Below are 17828 nucleotides of genomic sequence, written 5' to 3'. Positions count from 1 at the left end.
GGTTACCTCGCAGTCTTCTTGGAAATAAAATCGGCAATTTCGCTTACCGTGTTCATGGAGTACAGCATGAGATCTTGATTCGTTACTTGGATGTTATAAGTCTTCTCAATGTGGGCGATCAGTGCCGTAGCCCCGATGGAATCGATAAACCCATAATCGAACAAATGAACATCAACGCCAAAATCGTCATCGTCCTCGGCAATTTCATAACGCTCGCGAATATGCTGCTCAAGCTGCGTTAGTAAGTCTTCATTAGACATGATGGAAAGCCTCCTGGTTTAATTGAAATTTAAGGTTGTTTTTAAAAGTAGATTGTAGTGCAATGCATTGTCACTTTGTTTTGCTTGTGAACGAAAGGGTCGTTACATCCCCATATCGGGTAATGGTGTAGAGATAGTTTGCTGCGTCATACTCGATTTTGGCATCGCCAGTGAATTCAAGCTCTGTAGGACTGAATAATTTCACCTGCTGCAATCCCGCAGCCTTGAGTTCTAAATTGCGGGTATTTCCTTGCTCTGTCAGGGAAAAAGGTACGTTAGCACGCACAATATGCAGCCGTTCTTTGGTCGGCGCAATGCCGATGACGGATGGCCCAGCCAATCCTACATAGAAACGGTTGTCAATCGTCGTATAGGTATCTGAATCACTTTGCAGGGAATACAAGGCTAGTTTCTCGCCTTTTTCTATGACTACTCCAAGCGTTCCCGCGTACTCTTCAGCCAAGCTAGGCACTGCCTTCGCATTCGGTGTCAGAGTCGCATGGAAGTGTGGGCTGCCACCCGCTAAACGATCTTTGAGCCTGTCCCATAAATAGAAGGCCCATGATTGGCTAATCCGAACTTCGCTTTTCATAGCGGTTAAGAAGGATTTGGCCATTTGTTTCTCGGTCATGAAGTTATAATCATGCTTCGTGCGAAGCTTGTCAAAATAGTCAGCGAACTGCGTCAAATCGGCGATTTTGGCTGGTTCGGGAAAATGGTACTCGATGTGCTCGAAATAATCAATCGGCATGTCCAGCTTGACCATTGATTCGAACACATCGGTTGTTGCATAGTCGCCTGTTCGCAGTACCGGCGTCGGTGTATGTATCAGCATGGTACGGTCCGTGCTGCCTTGTTTGTCTTGCAGCAGGAAAGGCAGCGACCATATCGATTCAGGACGGGAAATAACGGGCGATTCGGAAGGCAGGAAGCCGAAATTATACCACATTCCGTCCTGTTCTTCGCTTCGCAGTGTTTGCTGATGATCTTCGTTATTAATACGCCATGTGTGCTGATTCGTGCCGGGATGCAGCCAAGGAATGCCTAGCTTGGCGAAGGCTTGCTTATGAAGGGCAAGCTCCGCTTGCTCCTGTTCGGCGCTTTTGAAATTGTGCACAAAGATGTGCGGATCTAAGTCTAGATGGTTATCACGAGCATATTGGATGAATTCCTTCAGTTCGGCTTGATACGGGAACTGCGGATCATCAATTGCCACTGGGGATCCGAATTCGATGCCTCCGACGATGAGATCGTCTTTGCCGTCGTGATTGAGATCCAGCCATAGCGGAACCGAGTTATGTCCGGCAACCAATGCGCGATTGCCGACCTGGTTTAAGGTTGTGCCTTCCAGGGGACCCGTATTCGTCCAAGCGCCAGCGGCGCTTTGCAGAAAGACTTGCAGGTCCCCGTCGCTGCTGCCGACCACGAGATCGAGTCGGCCATCGCCGTTCATGTCGCGTGCGGCAGGCGCAGCGTACGCGGCGTTGTTAGGCAGCGTGAGAATCTCGCTGCCGGCCGCTAGATCAAGGGCCGCTGCGCTGCGGCCCTTGTAGAGCCATACTCGTCCATCGGCTCCGCCTAGGACGAGGTCGAGCTTGCCGTCGCCGTCGATATCGGCGACGTACGGCGCTGCAGCCCCTCCGGGCAGCTGCAGCGCTTTCCCGCCCGCGCGCACGGCCGCGGGCTTCGCGAACCTGCCGCTAGCGAGCTGCGGCAGCACATACACGGCCCCGGACTCGTCAGAGACGACGAGGTCCGGGCGGCCGTCCCCGTTCACGTCTGCGGCGTGAACGGCACTGTAAGGGCTGAGCTGGAGCGGCACGCCGGACTCCAGCATCAGCTTCGACGGCGCGCCGAACGTGTCCGGCAGCGCCAGGCCATCCGGCGGCGGCTCACTCGCGTACGCCGCCGGATCGGCTCCTTGATTCGTGTAGACGTACACGAATCCATCCGAGCTGCCGGCTAGCACGTCGGTGCGGCCGTCGCCGTTCAGATCCGCGGCGGCTGGGTACGCGCGGTAGGGAAGTTCAATCGCGCTCGACAGATCGCGATATTGCGGGAACAGCGCCTGCCGCAGCGGCTTGCCGGCTGACATCACGTGCAGGCCGCTTGCGTAGCCCGAGCCGGGCAGCTCCCCGATGAACGTCGGCTGCGCATTCGTTCCGGTATTGAGCTGCACCGTCACGCTCTCGCGCCACTGCCCCCAATAGAAGGCATTGCGCACGAGGGTGAACGAGGGAATCTCGTTATACTTTTTGAGCTCCTCGGACCAAGCGATGCCGTCTTTGTGCTGGATGGCCGGCATCGCCTCAAAGTGATTCTGAAAGGCCATGGCGGGTCTGCCATAAGGGCCGAGCACTTTGCGAACACTGTAACCTAACGTCTCTTTGGCTACATACGACAGCAGCTCACTGCGATACTGCATGTTGGCCGCTGCGAAATCAAAGTTGAAATATGGATCAATCGGTAAAGCTCTTTTATTGAAGTAAGTCGTCCCCGGCGTTGATTTGCCAGTGGCTTGATATTTGGCTGCCAGTTGAGCGAAGCCCAGGTTCAGGTCAGCACCGCTTTGCATGTCGTAACCGGTTGGAAAGTAGCGGTTAGGCAAGAAGTTGCTAGAGATCAGCACAGTGCCTTTTCCTACACGATTCTCCATAGCCAGTGAAACAGCTTTGCCGGACACATTCATCGCGACAAGGGTCTGTCCTGAAGACGGAATGAACCCATACCCCATATGAAAACCCGGAAGATCCTCTATCGTATGATGTTTGAGGTAGCTTTCGGTAAACAATTGAAAGGTTGTCTGCACGCCTTGTAGATTCATAGAAACCTTAGGATAGCTAAGGCTTGGCGTATTTGCAGCCAATTGCGGCGTTCCTAAACCTGTAAGCGAAACTTTCTGCAAATTAACAAGCTCTGAAGCTCCAATGAAATCAAGTGGCAAGCGGGGGGCAAATCCATTTTCGACTAGCAAATGTCCGCCTTGCTTTACATAACTTACGAGCTTTGCTGTCTGCTCCGTCCATGCGGGATCTTCGGCTAGCGCCGGGTCGAGATAGATAGCATCGTATGTTTTCAGCTTTCTAACGGATAGGGCTGCCAGCTTCTGCTTATTTACGGAAATGCCAGCCTGCAAGCTCTGCGAAAAATTGCCATAAGCCGCCGTATCATACGAATCTCCACTAGTTGCGTAGAGAAGCTTGGTTTCCTCTATTTTTGGCAAAAATAGAAGTAGGTCCACTACCAATAGGAAACCGAGGGCTAGTCCGATAACAATTTTTAAAATGCGTATTTTCGACAAAACCAAAAGGATCCCTCAATTACTAAAAAGGTCACTATCCTTGACATTATAGCATTCATGGGTAAGTTTGTTAACTTTTAAAGGGTTACCCGGCATGCAGGTAAGGTTTGGGAATTTGCGGAGGCTGTCGGATATTGACCGGGTTTGGAAATGGTTGTGCCCTAGATTCCTACCTATCGTTTCTGTTACACTAAAGAGAAGACTTTGAGGGTCGCTTGAGGATCTATTATTGAAAGGATTTGCTGCCATGCGTACGATACGCAGAGAAGATATAGAATTATTGGCCCCTGCGGGGGATTGGGATTGTTTGAGAGCGGCTGTTGCCAATGGGGCGGATGCCGTGTTTTTTGGTGTGGAGAAATTTAATGCTAGAGCGCGCGCGCACAATTTCACGATGGCCGAGCTGCCGGATATTATGTCGTTCCTTCATCTATACGGCGTTAAGGGCTTTCTGACTTTTAACATTCTAGTATTTGAGGAAGAGCTGAGCGAGGCAAAGCAGTTGATTGAAGCTTGTGTCGATGCTGGCGTGGACGCGGTTATTGTGCAAGATCTTGGTCTTGTGAAAATGATTCGTGAAATCTCCCCGGATTTCCCGATTCACGGTTCCACGCAGATGACGATTACATCGCCTGAAGCTGTTGAATTTACGAAGCCTTTTGATATTGAACGGGTCGTTCTGGGACGCGAAAATAATTTGAAACAAATTAAACAAATCGGAGACCAAGCGAAACTTCCGATGGAAGTGTTCGTGCATGGCGCGCTTTGCGTGTCCTACTCAGGCCAGTGTCTGACCTCTGAAATGTGGGGCGGCCGTTCGGCTAACCGCGGAGAGTGCGCACAAGCATGCCGCTTGCCTTATGATTTGATGATTGATGGTGTGCAAAAGCCAATGGGCGACGTGGCGTATTTGCTGTCGCCAAAAGATTTGGCGGCCATTGAAATTGTGCCTGAGTTGATCGAAGCGGGCGTGTGCTCCTTCAAAATTGAAGGGCGTTTGAAAACCCCTGAATACGTGGCTAACGTCGTGAGCAAGTATCGCAGCGCGATTGACCGTTACTTCGAAGGCAAGGATGCCCGACCTTCGAAAGAGGAAGTTCGCGAGCTGCAGCAAAGCTTTTCGCGTGGTTTTACCGTTGGTTTCTTGAACGGAACCAACAATAAACAGCTCGTCGACGGTACGTTTCCGAAGAGCCGCGGGGTGTTCGTTGGTCGCGTGAAGCAGATTTTGCGAGACGGTGTGGTTTGTGAGCTTGAAGCGCCGATTAAGCGCGGAGACGGGATTGTATTCGACGCCGGAGATCCGACGAAGAAGGAAGAAGGCGGCCGCATCTACGATTTGCGCCGTAAAGGCGAGAAAATCGAAGGCGAAGCCGAAGGCGGCATAATTGAAATCATTGCGGGACGCAATGATGTGGATCTGAGCCGCTTGCATGTGGGGGATCGGATCTGGAAGACGAACGATCCGCATTTGGACAAACGTCTGCGTCAGACGTTTGAGACTGATAAGCCTTACCGGACATTCCCGGTTAGCATCAAAATTACCGGCGCTGTAGGCGAGCCACTGAAGAGCTGGTGGACCGATGTGCAAGGCGGCCATACCGTCTTCGTACAATCCGAACTTCCGCTTGTTCGTGCAGAGAAAAGACCGATGGATGAGCAGCTGTTCGCTGATCAGTTTGGCCGTCTTGGCGGTACGATCTATGCGCTTAGCGATCTGGATGTTCAGTTGAACGGCGAGCTCATCGTGCCGATGCGCGAGCTTAATGCTATGCGCCGCAGCGCGGTAGAGCTCATGGAAGACGAGCGTCAGAAGCCGCGTGCGTACATGAAGCGTGAGATCGGCGTTTATGACGACGTGCCTCAGCCGGCTGCAGAGCGTCAAGCTGCTGGGCAAGTGCCTGCGTTGTCGTTGGCGGATCGCAGCGGGGTGCACCTTACAGCACTTTGCCGTAACCTGGATCAAGTGAAGGCCGTGCTTGAAAAAGACGACGTTCAAATGATTTACGCTGATTTTGAATTTATTAAGCAGTTCCCTGCGGCTGTTGAAGCTGTGCATGCGGCCGGGCGCAAGATTGCCTTGGCAACGCCGAGAATTCATATGCCTGGGGAAACGGGCTATTTTAACAATATCTTGAAGTTGAACCCGGATGCCGTGCTAATTCGGAATACAGGTGCCGCTTATTTCTTCTTGAAGCATCAGCTGGAGCATCCGAATGGGCCTAAGCCGCAGCTTATCGGCGATTTCTCCTTGAATGTAGCGAACCACAAAACAGCATCCCTGTTCTTGGAAGCCGGTTTGTCGAAGGTTACGCCTTCTTACGATTTGAACATTCAACAAATGGTCGATCTGCTTCGCCGGGCTGAAACTTCCAAGCTGGAAGTTGTCATCCATCAGCATATGCCGATGTTCCATACGGAGCACTGCGTATACTGTACGTTCTTGAGCGAAGGCACAGACTTCACGAACTGTGGTCGTCCATGTGAGGATCATCATGTCTCCTTGCAGGACCGGGTCGGGATGTCGCATCCCGTTCGTGTGGATGAAGGCTGCCGCAACACGGTTTACAATGCGGTGGATCAATCTGGTGCTGAATATCTGAACCATTTCATGGATTTGGGCATTCGCTCTTTCCGTGTGGAGTTCCTTGAAGAGACGCCGGACAAGGTGCATGAGATTCTGAGCTTGTACCGCCGCGCGATTAACGGTGAAATCAGCGGGACGCAAGTGTGGCGTTCACTGAAAGCTACCAACCAGTTGGGTGTAACCCGCGGTCAATTGGTGAAATAAATTGTGAATAATAGATCATAGACGCTTGCCGTTTATGGTCTATTTTTTATTTGATACGCCTGTTTTGTGTTGAGGGAACTACAGGGCGCTATTTCTGTGAAATCGCCCCCTATATGCGCCGAAGGGGAACTGGGGTCCCTTATTTCTATGATTTTGGCTGATTTTCCGCCAAATCCATAGAAATAAGGCCCTGTAGTTCCCGAAAAGCTCTGGATTAACCCTGAGGACACAAATAGTGCCCTCAGGTTCCGCTATTTCGACATCACTAGTAACGTGTCTCATTTTGCAAAAATAGCAGACTGTAGTTCCGCCCTTAATGCACTTACCCCGACGCAGAAGTATTTCATTCTCCGTGTTTAACTTAACTTTTGCTGGTTTAGACTGAAATTAAGGTCTAAATGACGAATTTTGTTCACAATTCAGACACAACTTTTTAATGTATTTTTCAGATTTGCTTAAGGTTGGTTTATTGTTCCACGGGTATAGTGATGATGGTTACTATGAACGAAAGAATGAATGGGGGATCTTGGATGCTTGAGGTCAAACAAGTCAGCAAGCTGTACGAAAATGATCGCGGCGTACATAACATCGACTTCTCGATGCAGCGCGGCGAAATCGTCGGCTTTTTAGGGCCTAATGGTGCTGGCAAAACAACGACAATGCGCATGATCACGGGTTACTTGAATCCGACGCACGGCCAAATCCTGGTGGACGGCCACTCTATGGCGGACAATCCGAAAAAAGCGCGCCGTAAAATCGGTTATTTGCCCGAGACACCGCCGCTTTATCCGGAAATGACGGTACAATCGTATCTGCGCTTTATCGCGAATCTTCGCGATGTGCCGGCACGGGAGCAGAAGCTGCGCGTCGGCGAAGCGATCGACAAGCTCGGCCTGCAAGGTCGCGAGAAACAGATTATTCGCTCGCTGTCCAAAGGTTACAAACAGCGTTTGGGCCTTGCACAAGCGATTCTGCACCAACCGGATCTGCTTATTCTGGACGAGCCTACGTCAGGTCTCGATCCGAAGCAGATCATCGAAATCCGCCAGCTGATTCATGAGCTGGGCGAGAACCACACGGTGCTGCTGAGCACGCACATTTTGCCGGAAATCAACGCGATTTGTAACCGCGTTCTCATTATTAACCAAGGCCGCGTCGTACTCGACGAGCGTCCTGAGCATCTCGGCCGCACCATGGGCGAGACGTTTGAAGTGTCGCTCGAGGTCAAGGGACCTCGCGAGCGGATTTTGACCGAGCTGCGCAGCCTGAATACAGTCGCTGACGTCAAGGAGCTTGATGCTCCAACTCCGGTAGAGGAAGCATCCGCAGAGCCTGCGGCTGAAGAAACTCCTGCCGCCAAGGAGTCTGTGAAGCTGCTCGTCACTTCGGCGGATCGCTCCGATATCCGTGAGGATCTGTTCTTCCGCCTGGCTGGCGCAGGATACCCGATTCTCGAGATGAAGCGCGAAAGCCTCAGCCTGGAGGATATCTTCCTCAAGCTGACGACGGACGAGCCTGCCGAAGCGGACAGCAAATCGGAAGAGGAGGAAGACAACGATGCGTAAAATCTGGGCGATCTGCTCGAAAGAGCTGCAAATGTATTTCTTTTCGCCAGTTGCTTATGTAGCCTTCGCTTTCTATGTGCTGCTGTCCAGTTTCTTTTTCTATATCAATTTTGTAAGCGGTCAGCCGCCGATTGTTGATGCGCGCTCCGTGGTAGGCAATACCTCGTTTATCTATCTGTTTATCATCCCCTTATTGACGATGCGTCTTATCGCGGATGAATTCCGTCAAGGCACGGATGAGCTGCTGCTTACATCGCCTGCAGGCATCGGTGAAATTGTGATGGGCAAATATTTATCCGCTTTTATCGTGCAGGTGGGACTGGTAGCGATTTCCTTGATTTATCCGCTCATCATGTCGGCTTTCGGCCAGATGGATAAGCCGGTACTATGGCTGTCCTATCTAAGCATGTTCCTGATAGGATGCGCGATGATGGCTATCGGTTTGTTCGCGTCGAGCCTGTCTAACAACCAGATGGTTGCGGGTATTACCGGTTTTGTGATTTTGCTGCTGCTGTGGCTGCTTGATTGGGTGAGCTCCAGCATGACAGGCAAAATGAAAGATTATGTCGGTCAATTCTCATTGACGAGCCATTTGACGAACCTGCAAAAAGGCGTTCTGCATGGCGGAGACATCCTCTTTTACGTCACATTAACAGCGGTATTTCTCGTTCTTAGCATACAAGTCCTTGAAAGAAAGCGTTGGAGGTGAGCGGGATGAACAAGTGGATACGGGGAACGAATGCGACAGTTTTATCCATCGCGGTGATCGGTATTTTCATCATTCTGACCATTTTCCTTCACTCGCTGAAAGGCTTTCAGGTCGATTTGACGAAAAACAAAAATTTCACGCTTTCGGAGCAAACAGTCAACACGCTTAAAAATCTAAATCAAGATGTTCATGTCATTGCTTTTACAAATAGCGGCGACAACAATGAATTCGTAACGCGTCAGGTTACGGATATGATCCAGGAGTACAAGAAGCAAAGCAGCAAAATCACGTATGACGAATACGATATGCTGAAACAGCCGTCTATGGCTAAGCAATATGGCGTCGATCAAGGCGGCACGCTCGTTTTTGAAATGGGTACCAAGAAACAGAACGTGAATTTCTACGAGTTGTTCGTGGGTCAGCAGGACGGATCGTACACGTTTTCCGGGGAAGAGAAGTTCACGCAAGCCATTACAAGCTTAACATCTACGGAGAAACACACGGTGTACATGCTTTCCGGCCATCAAGAGTATCCGCTGACAGCGATGACGATTTTGAGAAACAGTCTGGAAGCTGCCAATTACACGGTGAAGGATCTCAATCTGTACGTTGAGGGTAAAATACCTGACGACGCGCAGATGCTTATGCTGCTAGGTCCGCAAAACGATTTGAACGACAAAGAAGCTGACCTGATTAAGGCTTATTTGAAGGATAAAGGTAAAATCTACATGGCGCTGGGCTTTGATAAAGATATGGCGACCAAGTGGAAAAATATCGATGCCATCATGAAAACGTATGGTATCCAGGATCAACACGCAATTGCGATTGAACCAAAACAAACGTCGCTGTACGATCCGTTGACGATCATTCCGGACTACGGTTCTCACGACATTACCAACAAGCTCTCCAGCAATAATCTCGTTACGATGCTGTCGCTGGCAGTGAGCTTGAATGCAGATGGAAGTGCGCCGGATTACACGCAATCACTGCTTCTGAAGACGACTGACAAAGCTTACGGTGAAACCGATATTAACCTGCTGGCACAATCCAAAACCAAACAGGATGCGACGGATGTCAAAGGCCCGCTGAATTTGGGTTATGCGATTTCGAACAAAGATAATAAGCCTAAAGCAGTTATTCTTGGTGGTTCAACGTTCGTATTGGATCAAGATATTCAGAACCAAGGAAATAAAGATTTTGCAATGAACAGCATCGGTTGGCTGCAGGAACAAAAGGATCAAATTACGATTCGTCCGCGTCAAGGAGATGCCTTCCAGCAAGCGATGATTACGCCTAGCCAGGCAAATACGATTTTCTTAGTCACGATCGTGTTCTTACCGCTCTTGTTCTTAGTCATTGGCGGCTTGATCTGGTGGAGGAGGAGAAGAGGATGAAACGGTTTATTCCTACGATTCTGTTAGTGGTTATTTGTATCGGCGGTTTCTGGTACGCATCGAGCAAAGACTTCTTTCAAGAGAAAAAAGAAGAACCGAAAACCCTTCTCACGCTAAAACAAGAAGACGTGCAGTCCCTTGCGGTGAAAACCGAAGAGCAGCAGATTGATCTGAACCGTACGGACAGCGGCTGGGAGATGAAAACACCGGCTGCGGCGCCAATGAATACGAATCAGGTCGATTCGTGGCTGGATGCCATCGGTTTAGTGACTTCTACCAAAGTTGTGGAAGAGCAAGCGAGCAATTTAGCCAATTATGGCTTAGATAAGCCTGTTGGCACTTATGAAGTCACGATGAAAGATGGCTCTAAAAAGGGGCTTCTGGTCGGAACCGCTCTTCCAATCGAAGGTTTCTCCTACGTTCAGGTGGAAGGTTCCCCGGTTGTTTACCAAGTCAGTGATCAATCGTTGTCATCGCTGAACAAGGCTCCGGTTGATTTTGCCGAAACAAGCCCGTTCAAGATCGAGAATGACAAGGTTCAGTCGGTGAAGGTCACATGGAAGGGTCAGACTTGGACACTTGCCAAAACCGACAAGGACAAAGTGGCTGCTGAGGCGAACTGGAAGCTTGGCGATAAGGAGCTGAAAGGCGCGGATGCGAGTCCTTTGCTGGATGAGCTGGTCTTTCTGCATAGCGCGGAGCTGCCACAGCCGCTCGCTCAGAAGCCAACAGCAGGCGGCGAGCTCAAAATCGAGCTCGGTTTGTCTGTAGACGGCAAAGACGTTACCGAAGTTTATGAAGGTAAAATAAGCCAAGACCAAGTCTGGCTGGCTAAGCAGGGCGGGACATGGTCCTTCCAGATTGCGGCTGCAGACATACAGAAATTAGCGGATGCTTATGCCGGTAAGCCGGCACAGCCTGCTTCATAGAAAGAAAGCCCCTGACAGCTGCGTGCTGTGCGGGGGCTTTTTTTCATTGGACGAAATCCAGCGAAAAGGCTGTTTTGGCCGTTAAAAGTTTGCCTTCATTGGATGAATTCCAACGCGATAGATTGATCTAGGTATTAAAGCATTAAGCTTACTCTGGTTCATTGGAATTCATCCAACGAAAAGTAGAATTATTGCCTTTTTAGGGTGCTTTCATTGGAATTCATGCAATGCCGTATCCATTTTAGGAGTGAATGATCTCTGCCCATTGGTTTTCATCAGTAAATGCTATGAGAGAGGATTTTTTTACCAAATGACATAAAACGGCAGATTTTGGGAAACCTACAAAGAAGGAATGGAAAGGAGGGTAACAGTCACATGTACAACAATCAAGGGAACCAAACCATTACCGGCAAAGAGCTCTCGTACCTATCGGATACGTTGAAGAATGAAGATTTGTTAGCAAAGCTTTGCGTTCACGCTTCTGTTGGCAGCCAAAGTCCATCATTGAAGCAAACCATGTCCCAGCTTTCCCAGGAACGGCTCCAAAGCGTCAGCATCCTCATCAACACGCTGCAGCAGCAATCAGGCTTGACCCACTAACACGTATACAGAGGAGGTGCAAGAAGCATGTATCAACAAAATCCCTACCAACAACAGCAGCAACACCAGGTGCTTTTGCAAGAGCAGGACCTTGCTAACTTAGTTCTATCCGAGTTAAAACGCAGTGCTGGGGAGTACACAACAGCGGTAACAGAGGCCGTTAATCCCCAAATTAAACAGACCTTTCAAACTTTATTGTCCAAGACACTTCAATGTCATGCGACTTTATTTCAAGAAATTCAAAAACTCGGTTACTACGAGGCTCAACCGGCTGAACAGCAGGAAATACAACAGGAGTTGCAGAAACAAAGCCAGACAGCAGCCCAGCTGCAGTCTTTCGTGCATCAGAACTTGAGCCAAGCACCGACGATGAGCTATCAACAGCAGGAGTCGATGGGGACATCGCAGCAGCTGCAACAACAGCAGCAGTACTCCCAAAATCAGCACCAGCAGGCGCAAAGCCAACAGCACAATCCAATCACGAGCCTGCATCAACATCAAGCGCCAATCCAACCAATCATAAATACGTCCCAGTATCCGAACGCCGTGCATAATAATCAAGGGCAAGGCTACGGTCAAAATAGCTATGGCTACTCCCAAAGCTACGGGGCCTCATCCGCTTATGGAGCCTCAGAGAATGCTGGCATGACGGGCAAATCAGCGAATTCAAGCATCGCTTCCCGCCAAACTTCCAATGTAACTGGCGAGAACTCCTACATGAACAAACAGCATGAGGGCAGCAAATACAGCTTTTAAACAATTAGACGTCCGCAGCGATAAGCTTAGGGCGTCTTTGTTTTTTCTGTGTCACAACTATTTTTTTGATTTTGTCCCACTTTTCTCAATATCAAGGTATGGAAGCGGCTTGTCACACATATATAAGGAACAAGGATGTCCAAACTTATGGGAAAAGGGAGTAGAGCTGATGAAAAAAACGTGGATTTACGGCGCAGCGACTTTAATGTTACTTGGAGCAGTGACAACTGCATGCGGTTCTAAAGAGGAAGTCATTAGTTCAACCGGAGCAGGCCCCAAGGTAGCGACAACGGTGGCAGGCAGCCAAGCAGGAAGTAGTGCGAAAACGGTGGCTTCAGGCGCCAAACCAGCCATTGATGCGCAAGTTTCCAAAGTGGATGGCAGAAATGTAACGATTACGTACCAAACAACGAATTTCCAACTATCAGCCGATAGTATGGATAAAGCGAATGTACAGGGACAAGGACATCTGCATCTGTACGTGGATGGCAAGCAGAAGGCGATGATCGGCAAAACAGGTCCGTTAACGCTGAACAATTTGGCTGCTGGTAAACACGAGATTCGCCTTGAACTTCAGCAAAATGACCACAAAGACCTGAATGTCGAGAAAATTCTTAATATTGAAGTGAAATAAGTGGGAACATTTGTGCGTATTCGGGCGGAAAACAAGCTCGGGTGAAGATCGGAACACGCTGCAAGCATATTCTTTGAAAAGACGGGCAAATAGCCCGTCTTTTGTCATTTGACACACCCGAATGGGTAGCATAGACTGTTGATAGTATGGCAGGATTGCCGCCTAATCGGAGGGAAACAATTGATTGTCGATATACGGAAGTGGAATCATGTTTTTAAGCTGGACCCTGATCGTGATATATCCGATGAGGCACTTGACCGCATTTGTCAGTCGGGAACGGATGCGATAATGGTTGGAGGTTCAACGGGCGTTACGTTTGATAATACCGTAGACCTCATGGCCCGGATTCGCCAGTACGAATTGCCGTGTGTACTTGAAATTTCTAGCCAAGAGGCTATTGTCCCCGGATTCGATCTCTATTTTATTCCTGTGGTGCTCAATGCGGAAGATCCGAATTGGATCGTCGGGCAGCATCATGAGGCGTTGAAGGAGTATGGTTCCCTGCTCAATTGGGACGAGATTGTAACGGAAGGTTATGTGATTCTCAATAGCGAGGCTGCGGCGGCGAAGCTGACGAAAGCTCGTGCGAACTTGGATGCCAAAGATGTTGCGGCGTACGCGCGAATGGCGGACAAGTTATTTAACATGCCAATTGTATATTTGGAATACAGTGGTGTCTTCGGCGATATGGAGCTGGTGCGTAGGACGCGGCAGGTTCTGGAGAATGCCCGTTTGTTTTATGGTGGCGGCATCGACAGCTTGGCCAAAGCGCAGCAAGCGGCGGAAGTGGCAGATACCATTGTCGTAGGCAACATCATCTATAGTGATTTGGAGCAGGCGCTTCAGACAGTGAACGTGAATTTTGATAGAACAGGAAGGTAACTTAATGAACGAGACAGTCAATATCTTAGATGCGATTAAAAGGTTGAATCCCCAGCAGCGCAAAGCGGTTGAAGCGGTTGACGGTCCACTTTTGATTATGGCTGGCGCAGGAAGCGGGAAGACGCGGGTGCTCACGCATCGGATCGCTTATCTGATCGGCACACGCAAAGCGGCGCCATGGAGCATTCTAGCGTTAACCTTTACGAATAAAGCAGCACGTGAGATGCAGGACCGTGTAGGCAAACTGGTTGGCGGGAGCGGGAACGATATCTGGGTTTCCACGTTTCACTCCATGTGTGTGCGTATGCTGCGCAGAGATATTTCGCGAATCGGTTTCACTTCGAATTTTACGATTCTGGATTCAGGCGACCAGCTCTCCGTGATCAAAACCTGCTGCAAGGAACTCAACATCGATACGAAGAAGTACGAACCCAAGACGTTTCAAGCGGCGATCTCTACAGCCAAAAACGAACTTATTTCTCCTAAACAATTTGAAGATAAAATCGGTGACTACTTCGACGGACTGACCTCGAAAATTTATACGCTTTACCAAAAAAAGCTGAGAAGCAACAACTCCCTGGATTTCGATGACCTGATCATGGCTACCATTCATTTGTTTAAAGAAGTACCAGAAGTTCTGGATTACTACCAAAACAAATTTCAATATATTCATGTCGATGAGTATCAAGATACGAATAGGGCGCAGTATATGCTGTGTCAAATGATTGCTGCCAAACATAAGCGCATTTGCGTTGTAGGGGACAGCGACCAGTCCATTTACCGTTGGCGCGGAGCCGACATTACGAATATCCTTAATTTTGAAAATGATTACCCGGATGCCACGTCCATTCTATTAGAGCAAAATTATCGCTCAACCTCGAATATTTTGAACGCGGCCAATAAAGTCATCGCCAACAATACGGGCCGTAAGCCCAAAAACTTGTGGACCGACAAAGAAGGCGGCGCAGGCATTAAGCTATATCAAGCCGACACGGAGCATGAAGAAGGCTATTTCATAACAAGTGAAATTAACAAAAACAAATCCAAAGGTAAAAAGTTCGCCGATCATGCCATTCTCTACCGGACGAACGCGCAATCACGGGTAATAGAGGAGATTCTCATTAAATCCGACATTCCGTATACGATTGTTGGCGGCGTGAAGTTCTATGATCGTAAAGAGATCAAGGATATTTTGGCTTACTTGCGACTCATTTCCAATCCCAACGATGATATTAGCTTGAATCGGATCGTCAACGTTCCGAAGCGGGGAATCGGCGGCACCACGATGGATAAAGTCGCAGAGATGGCGGGACGCCGCGGGATTTCGTTATTTGCCATGCTGGAGGAAATCGATGTTCTGGAGATTAATGCCAAAGCAAAGCATGCGTTGGCTGATTTCCGTGAAATGATCGATAATCTGAACCGAATGGTTGAATACTTATCCGTGACGGAACTTACCGAGAAAGTGCTGGAGTTATCCCAGTACCGCGTGGAGATGCAGCGAGAGAATACGATTGAATCCAAAGCTCGTCTAGAAAATATTGAAGAGTTCTTGTCCGTGACGATGGACTTTGAGAAACGCAACGAGGACAAGTCCCTCATTTCGTTCTTGACCGATTTGGCGCTTATCGCCGATATTGATACCTTAGATAAGGACCAACCTGAGGAAGAACAAGACGCTGTCGTATTAATGACGATGCACAGCGCCAAAGGTCTGGAGTTCCCGGTTGTTTTCATCATCGGGATGGAAGAAGGCGTGTTCCCACACAGCCGGGCTTTTGCCGACAACGAAGAACTTGAAGAGGAGCGCCGCTTGGCCTATGTCGGCATCACGCGCGCCGAGGAAGAGTTGTTCCTCACGTGCGCGCGCATGCGCACGCTCTTTGGCCGCACCGCCGCTAACGCGCCATCGCGATTCCTGCAGGAGATTCCGCCGGAACTCCTGGAGAAAGTCTCGATGGGAGGTTCCATCGGCGGAGGCTTCTCACGAGGTGGCCGCACCAGCTCGTGGGGAAGCAGCGGAGGCGGCAGCGCCGCCGCCGCCTCTACGAGCCGCGGTTCCGGCAGCTCGTCTGCCTGGGGCACGCCGTCCTCCTTCGGACGGCCAAGTGCGGGCGCGGCTGCGCCAAGCCCTGCGGCGGCTGTGAGGCCGCCTGCGTTCCGGGCTCCGCAGCCTGCCGCGGGCGGTGCGGTGTCGGACTACAAAGCCGGCGACAAGGTGTCGCATGGCAAGTGGGGCGTCGGCACCGTTGTGTCCGTAAAAGGCTCGGGTGACGACACCGAGCTGCAAATTGCTTTTCCCGCGCCTAACGGCCTTAAGCGCCTGCTGGCGAAATTCGCCCCGATTACCAAAGTGTAGGGCGGTACATTTCAACCTTGGATTACCCATTTCCCATTAGAGAGGAAGAGCCCGTAATGACAGATGCCATCGCGGCAATGAAAACCCTCATCCAAGAAATTAACAAGCACAATCATAATTATTACACGCTCGATCAACCGACGATTTCGGATGCCGAGTGGGACGCTTTATATGATAGATTAACAGCGCTGGAGAAGGAGACAGGAACCATCCTGCCTTCTTCCCCAACCCAGCGTGTGGGTGCCGATATCCTGAAGGGTTTCGAACCACATCGCCATCTAGCCCGTCTTTGGAGCTTGGACAAAGCGCAAAATGCGGAGGATCTGCAAACCTGGCATACACGTGTGCTTAAACTGATCGCTGACTATAACAGCAAGAACCCGGAAACCCCTCTGCCAGACCCTACCTATGTTGTGGAATTAAAGTTTGATGGGCTTACACTCAATCTTACCTATGAAGCGGGTCAGCTTAAACAGGCCTCCACGCGTGGGAATGGTACCGTAGGCGAAGGGATTTTAGCACAGATCAAGACGATTAAATCTATCCCGCTCGAGATTCCTTATGATCAAGGGACGATTGAGGTGCAGGGTGAAGGCATGATGTTCCTGTCTGTCCTTGAAGCATACAATCAGACGGCCGCAGAGCCGCTCAAAAACGCTCGAAATGCAGCCGCAGGAGCACTGCGTAACCTGAATCCCAAAGTAACCGCAGAGCGTAAACTGAACGCTTTCTTCTATAACGTAGGTTATTCGGACAATATTCAATTTGCTAACCATGCGGATATGGTTCAGTTCCTACGGGACAACCATTTCAAAATCAGCAATCGTACACGGTATTTCAATACGATCGAAGAAGTAAGCGCAGAGCTGGAGCGGATCGCCGAAGAACGTTTAGGTTTTGACTTCCTCATCGATGGTAGCGTCGTTAAGCTTACGGACATGCGCACGCGGGAAGTGCTTGGATATACGGAAAAGTTCCCTCGTTGGGCTATCGCGTACAAGTTTGAAGCCGAAGAAGCAACAACGATCCTACAAAGCGTATCTTGGGAAGTAGGCCGCACCGGCAAAATTACGCCGTTAGCTCGCGTAGAAGCTGTAGATCTCGCTGGCGTTACCGTACAGAACTGTACGTTGAATAACGTCGGCGACATCGAGCGCAAGAACCTCAAGCACGCCTTAGGCAGCCTGGTCTACATTCGTCGCTCCAATGACGTCATTCCCGAAATTCTCGGTAAGGTGACCGAGGAGAATGATGGTGAGGAAATTGTCGCTCCGACGCATTGTCCTTCTTGCGGCAGCGAGCTGGAGATGCGTGGTGCGCATCTATTCTGCTTAAATCGGCTTGGCTGCAGCCCGCAGCTCGTTGGACGTATGTCGCATTTTGCTTCGCGCGATGCGATGGACATAGAGTTCTTCAGCGAGATGACGGCTTCGCAGTTGCACCAAGAGCTTGGCGTCAACGATCCTGCCGATCTCTATACGCTGAAGTTCGACGATCTGGTGAAGCTTGACCGGTTCGGGGAGAAGAAGGTCAACAATTTACTGGGCGCTTTGGAGAAAAGTAAATCCCGCGACCTCGCGTCGTTCCTGTATGCATTAGGCATTCCCAACTCCGGCAAAACGACAACAAAAGTGCTGGCCGATCATTA

At 50.0% G+C, this 17828-nt stretch carries 13 protein-coding genes (1 of these 13 only partly in view); 11 read left to right on the top strand and 2 right to left on the bottom strand.

Annotation, left to right across the window (positions count from 1 at the left end):
* Positions 1-2: 2 nt before the first annotated feature.
* Both ACUN27_RS37205 and ACUN27_RS37200 read right to left on the bottom strand, forming a co-directional pair.
* Positions 3-260, bottom strand: a complete 258-nt coding sequence (locus tag ACUN27_RS37205) for an acyl carrier protein (RefSeq protein WP_315955616.1) — start codon at positions 258-260, stop codon at positions 3-5.
* 70 nt (positions 261-330) lie between these two features.
* Positions 331-3501 (bottom strand): FG-GAP repeat domain-containing protein, encoded by a 3171-nt coding sequence (locus ACUN27_RS37200; RefSeq protein WP_445560578.1) that lies wholly within the window; start codon positions 3499-3501, stop codon positions 331-333.
* 307 nt (positions 3502-3808) lie between these two features.
* Here ACUN27_RS37200 and ACUN27_RS37195 point away from each other — a divergent pair, with 307 nt between their 5' ends.
* The 11 genes from ACUN27_RS37195 to ligA form a co-directional block, all read left to right on the top strand.
* Positions 3809-6352: a DUF3656 domain-containing U32 family peptidase gene (locus tag ACUN27_RS37195; RefSeq protein ID WP_315955618.1), complete on the top strand. Its 2544-nt coding sequence runs from the start codon at positions 3809-3811 to the stop codon at positions 6350-6352.
* A 530-nt stretch (positions 6353-6882) separates the two neighbouring features.
* Positions 6883-7917, top strand: a complete 1035-nt coding sequence (locus ACUN27_RS37190) for an ABC transporter ATP-binding protein (RefSeq protein ID WP_445560706.1) — start codon at positions 6883-6885, stop codon at positions 7915-7917.
* Positions 7910-8626, top strand: coding sequence for an ABC transporter permease subunit (locus ACUN27_RS37185; protein WP_315955619.1), 717 nt, complete (start codon positions 7910-7912; stop codon positions 8624-8626). Before ACUN27_RS37190 ends, ACUN27_RS37185 begins: the two co-directional genes overlap by 8 nt.
* A gap of 5 nt (positions 8627-8631) precedes the next feature.
* Complete coding sequence (locus tag ACUN27_RS37180) at positions 8632-10020, top strand: GldG family protein (RefSeq protein ID WP_445560577.1); 1389 nt, start codon at positions 8632-8634, stop codon at positions 10018-10020.
* Positions 10017-10949, top strand: a complete 933-nt coding sequence (locus tag ACUN27_RS37175; protein ID WP_315955621.1) for a DUF4340 domain-containing protein — start codon at positions 10017-10019, stop codon at positions 10947-10949. The genes ACUN27_RS37180 and ACUN27_RS37175 overlap by 4 nt, the downstream gene beginning before the upstream one ends.
* A 375-nt stretch (positions 10950-11324) precedes the next feature.
* Positions 11325-11549: a hypothetical protein gene (locus ACUN27_RS37170; RefSeq protein ID WP_127453252.1), complete on the top strand. Its 225-nt coding sequence runs from the start codon at positions 11325-11327 to the stop codon at positions 11547-11549.
* 27 nt (positions 11550-11576) lie between these two features.
* Positions 11577-12305: a spore coat protein gene (locus ACUN27_RS37165; protein WP_315955622.1), complete on the top strand. Its 729-nt coding sequence runs from the start codon at positions 11577-11579 to the stop codon at positions 12303-12305.
* Between the two features lie 169 nt (positions 12306-12474).
* The gene (locus ACUN27_RS37160) at positions 12475-12939 is read left to right on the top strand and encodes a DUF6130 family protein (protein ID WP_315955623.1); all 465 of its coding nucleotides are present in this window, start codon (positions 12475-12477) and stop codon (positions 12937-12939) included.
* Positions 12940-13119: 180 nt separating this feature from the next.
* Positions 13120-13821, top strand: coding sequence for a heptaprenylglyceryl phosphate synthase (locus tag ACUN27_RS37155; RefSeq protein ID WP_315955624.1), 702 nt, complete (start codon positions 13120-13122; stop codon positions 13819-13821).
* Between the two features lie 4 nt (positions 13822-13825).
* Positions 13826-16180, top strand: a complete 2355-nt coding sequence (gene pcrA, locus ACUN27_RS37150) for a DNA helicase PcrA (RefSeq protein WP_445560576.1) — start codon at positions 13826-13828, stop codon at positions 16178-16180.
* Between the two features lie 56 nt (positions 16181-16236).
* Positions 16237-17828, top strand: the 5' portion of a protein-coding gene (gene ligA / locus ACUN27_RS37145) for an NAD-dependent DNA ligase LigA (RefSeq protein WP_445560575.1). It continues 430 nt past the right edge of the window; only the first 1592 of its 2022 coding nucleotides appear in the window; it begins with the start codon at positions 16237-16239; the stop codon falls past the right edge of the window.

Source organism: Paenibacillus sp. WC2504 (assembly GCF_052682475.1).
Note: the sequence above shows the minus strand (reverse complement) of the source record. Positions and strands in the feature narration are given on the sequence as shown.

What these genes read in the sequence shown, in the direction of transcription:
- ACUN27_RS37160 (WP_315955623.1), top strand. Translation starts at nt 12,475, where the DNA reads ATGAAAAAAACGTGGATTTACGGCGCAGCGACTTTAATGTTACTTGGA.
- ACUN27_RS37185 (WP_315955619.1), top strand. Translation starts at nt 7,910, where the DNA reads ATGCGTAAAATCTGGGCGATCTGCTCGAAAGAGCTGCAAATGTATTTC.
- ACUN27_RS37190 (WP_445560706.1), top strand. Translation starts at nt 6,883, where the DNA reads ATGCTTGAGGTCAAACAAGTCAGCAAGCTGTACGAAAATGATCGCGGC.
- ACUN27_RS37165 (WP_315955622.1), top strand. Translation starts at nt 11,577, where the DNA reads ATGTATCAACAAAATCCCTACCAACAACAGCAGCAACACCAGGTGCTT.
- ACUN27_RS37170 (WP_127453252.1), top strand. Translation starts at nt 11,325, where the DNA reads ATGTACAACAATCAAGGGAACCAAACCATTACCGGCAAAGAGCTCTCG.
- ACUN27_RS37175 (WP_315955621.1), top strand. Translation starts at nt 10,017, where the DNA reads ATGAAACGGTTTATTCCTACGATTCTGTTAGTGGTTATTTGTATCGGC.
- ACUN27_RS37195 (WP_315955618.1), top strand. Translation starts at nt 3,809, where the DNA reads ATGCGTACGATACGCAGAGAAGATATAGAATTATTGGCCCCTGCGGGG.
- ACUN27_RS37205 (WP_315955616.1), bottom strand. Translation starts at nt 260, where the DNA reads ATGTCTAATGAAGACTTACTAACGCAGCTTGAGCAGCATATTCGCGAG.
- ACUN27_RS37180 (WP_445560577.1), top strand. Translation starts at nt 8,632, where the DNA reads ATGAACAAGTGGATACGGGGAACGAATGCGACAGTTTTATCCATCGCG.
- pcrA (WP_445560576.1), top strand. Translation starts at nt 13,826, where the DNA reads ATGAACGAGACAGTCAATATCTTAGATGCGATTAAAAGGTTGAATCCC.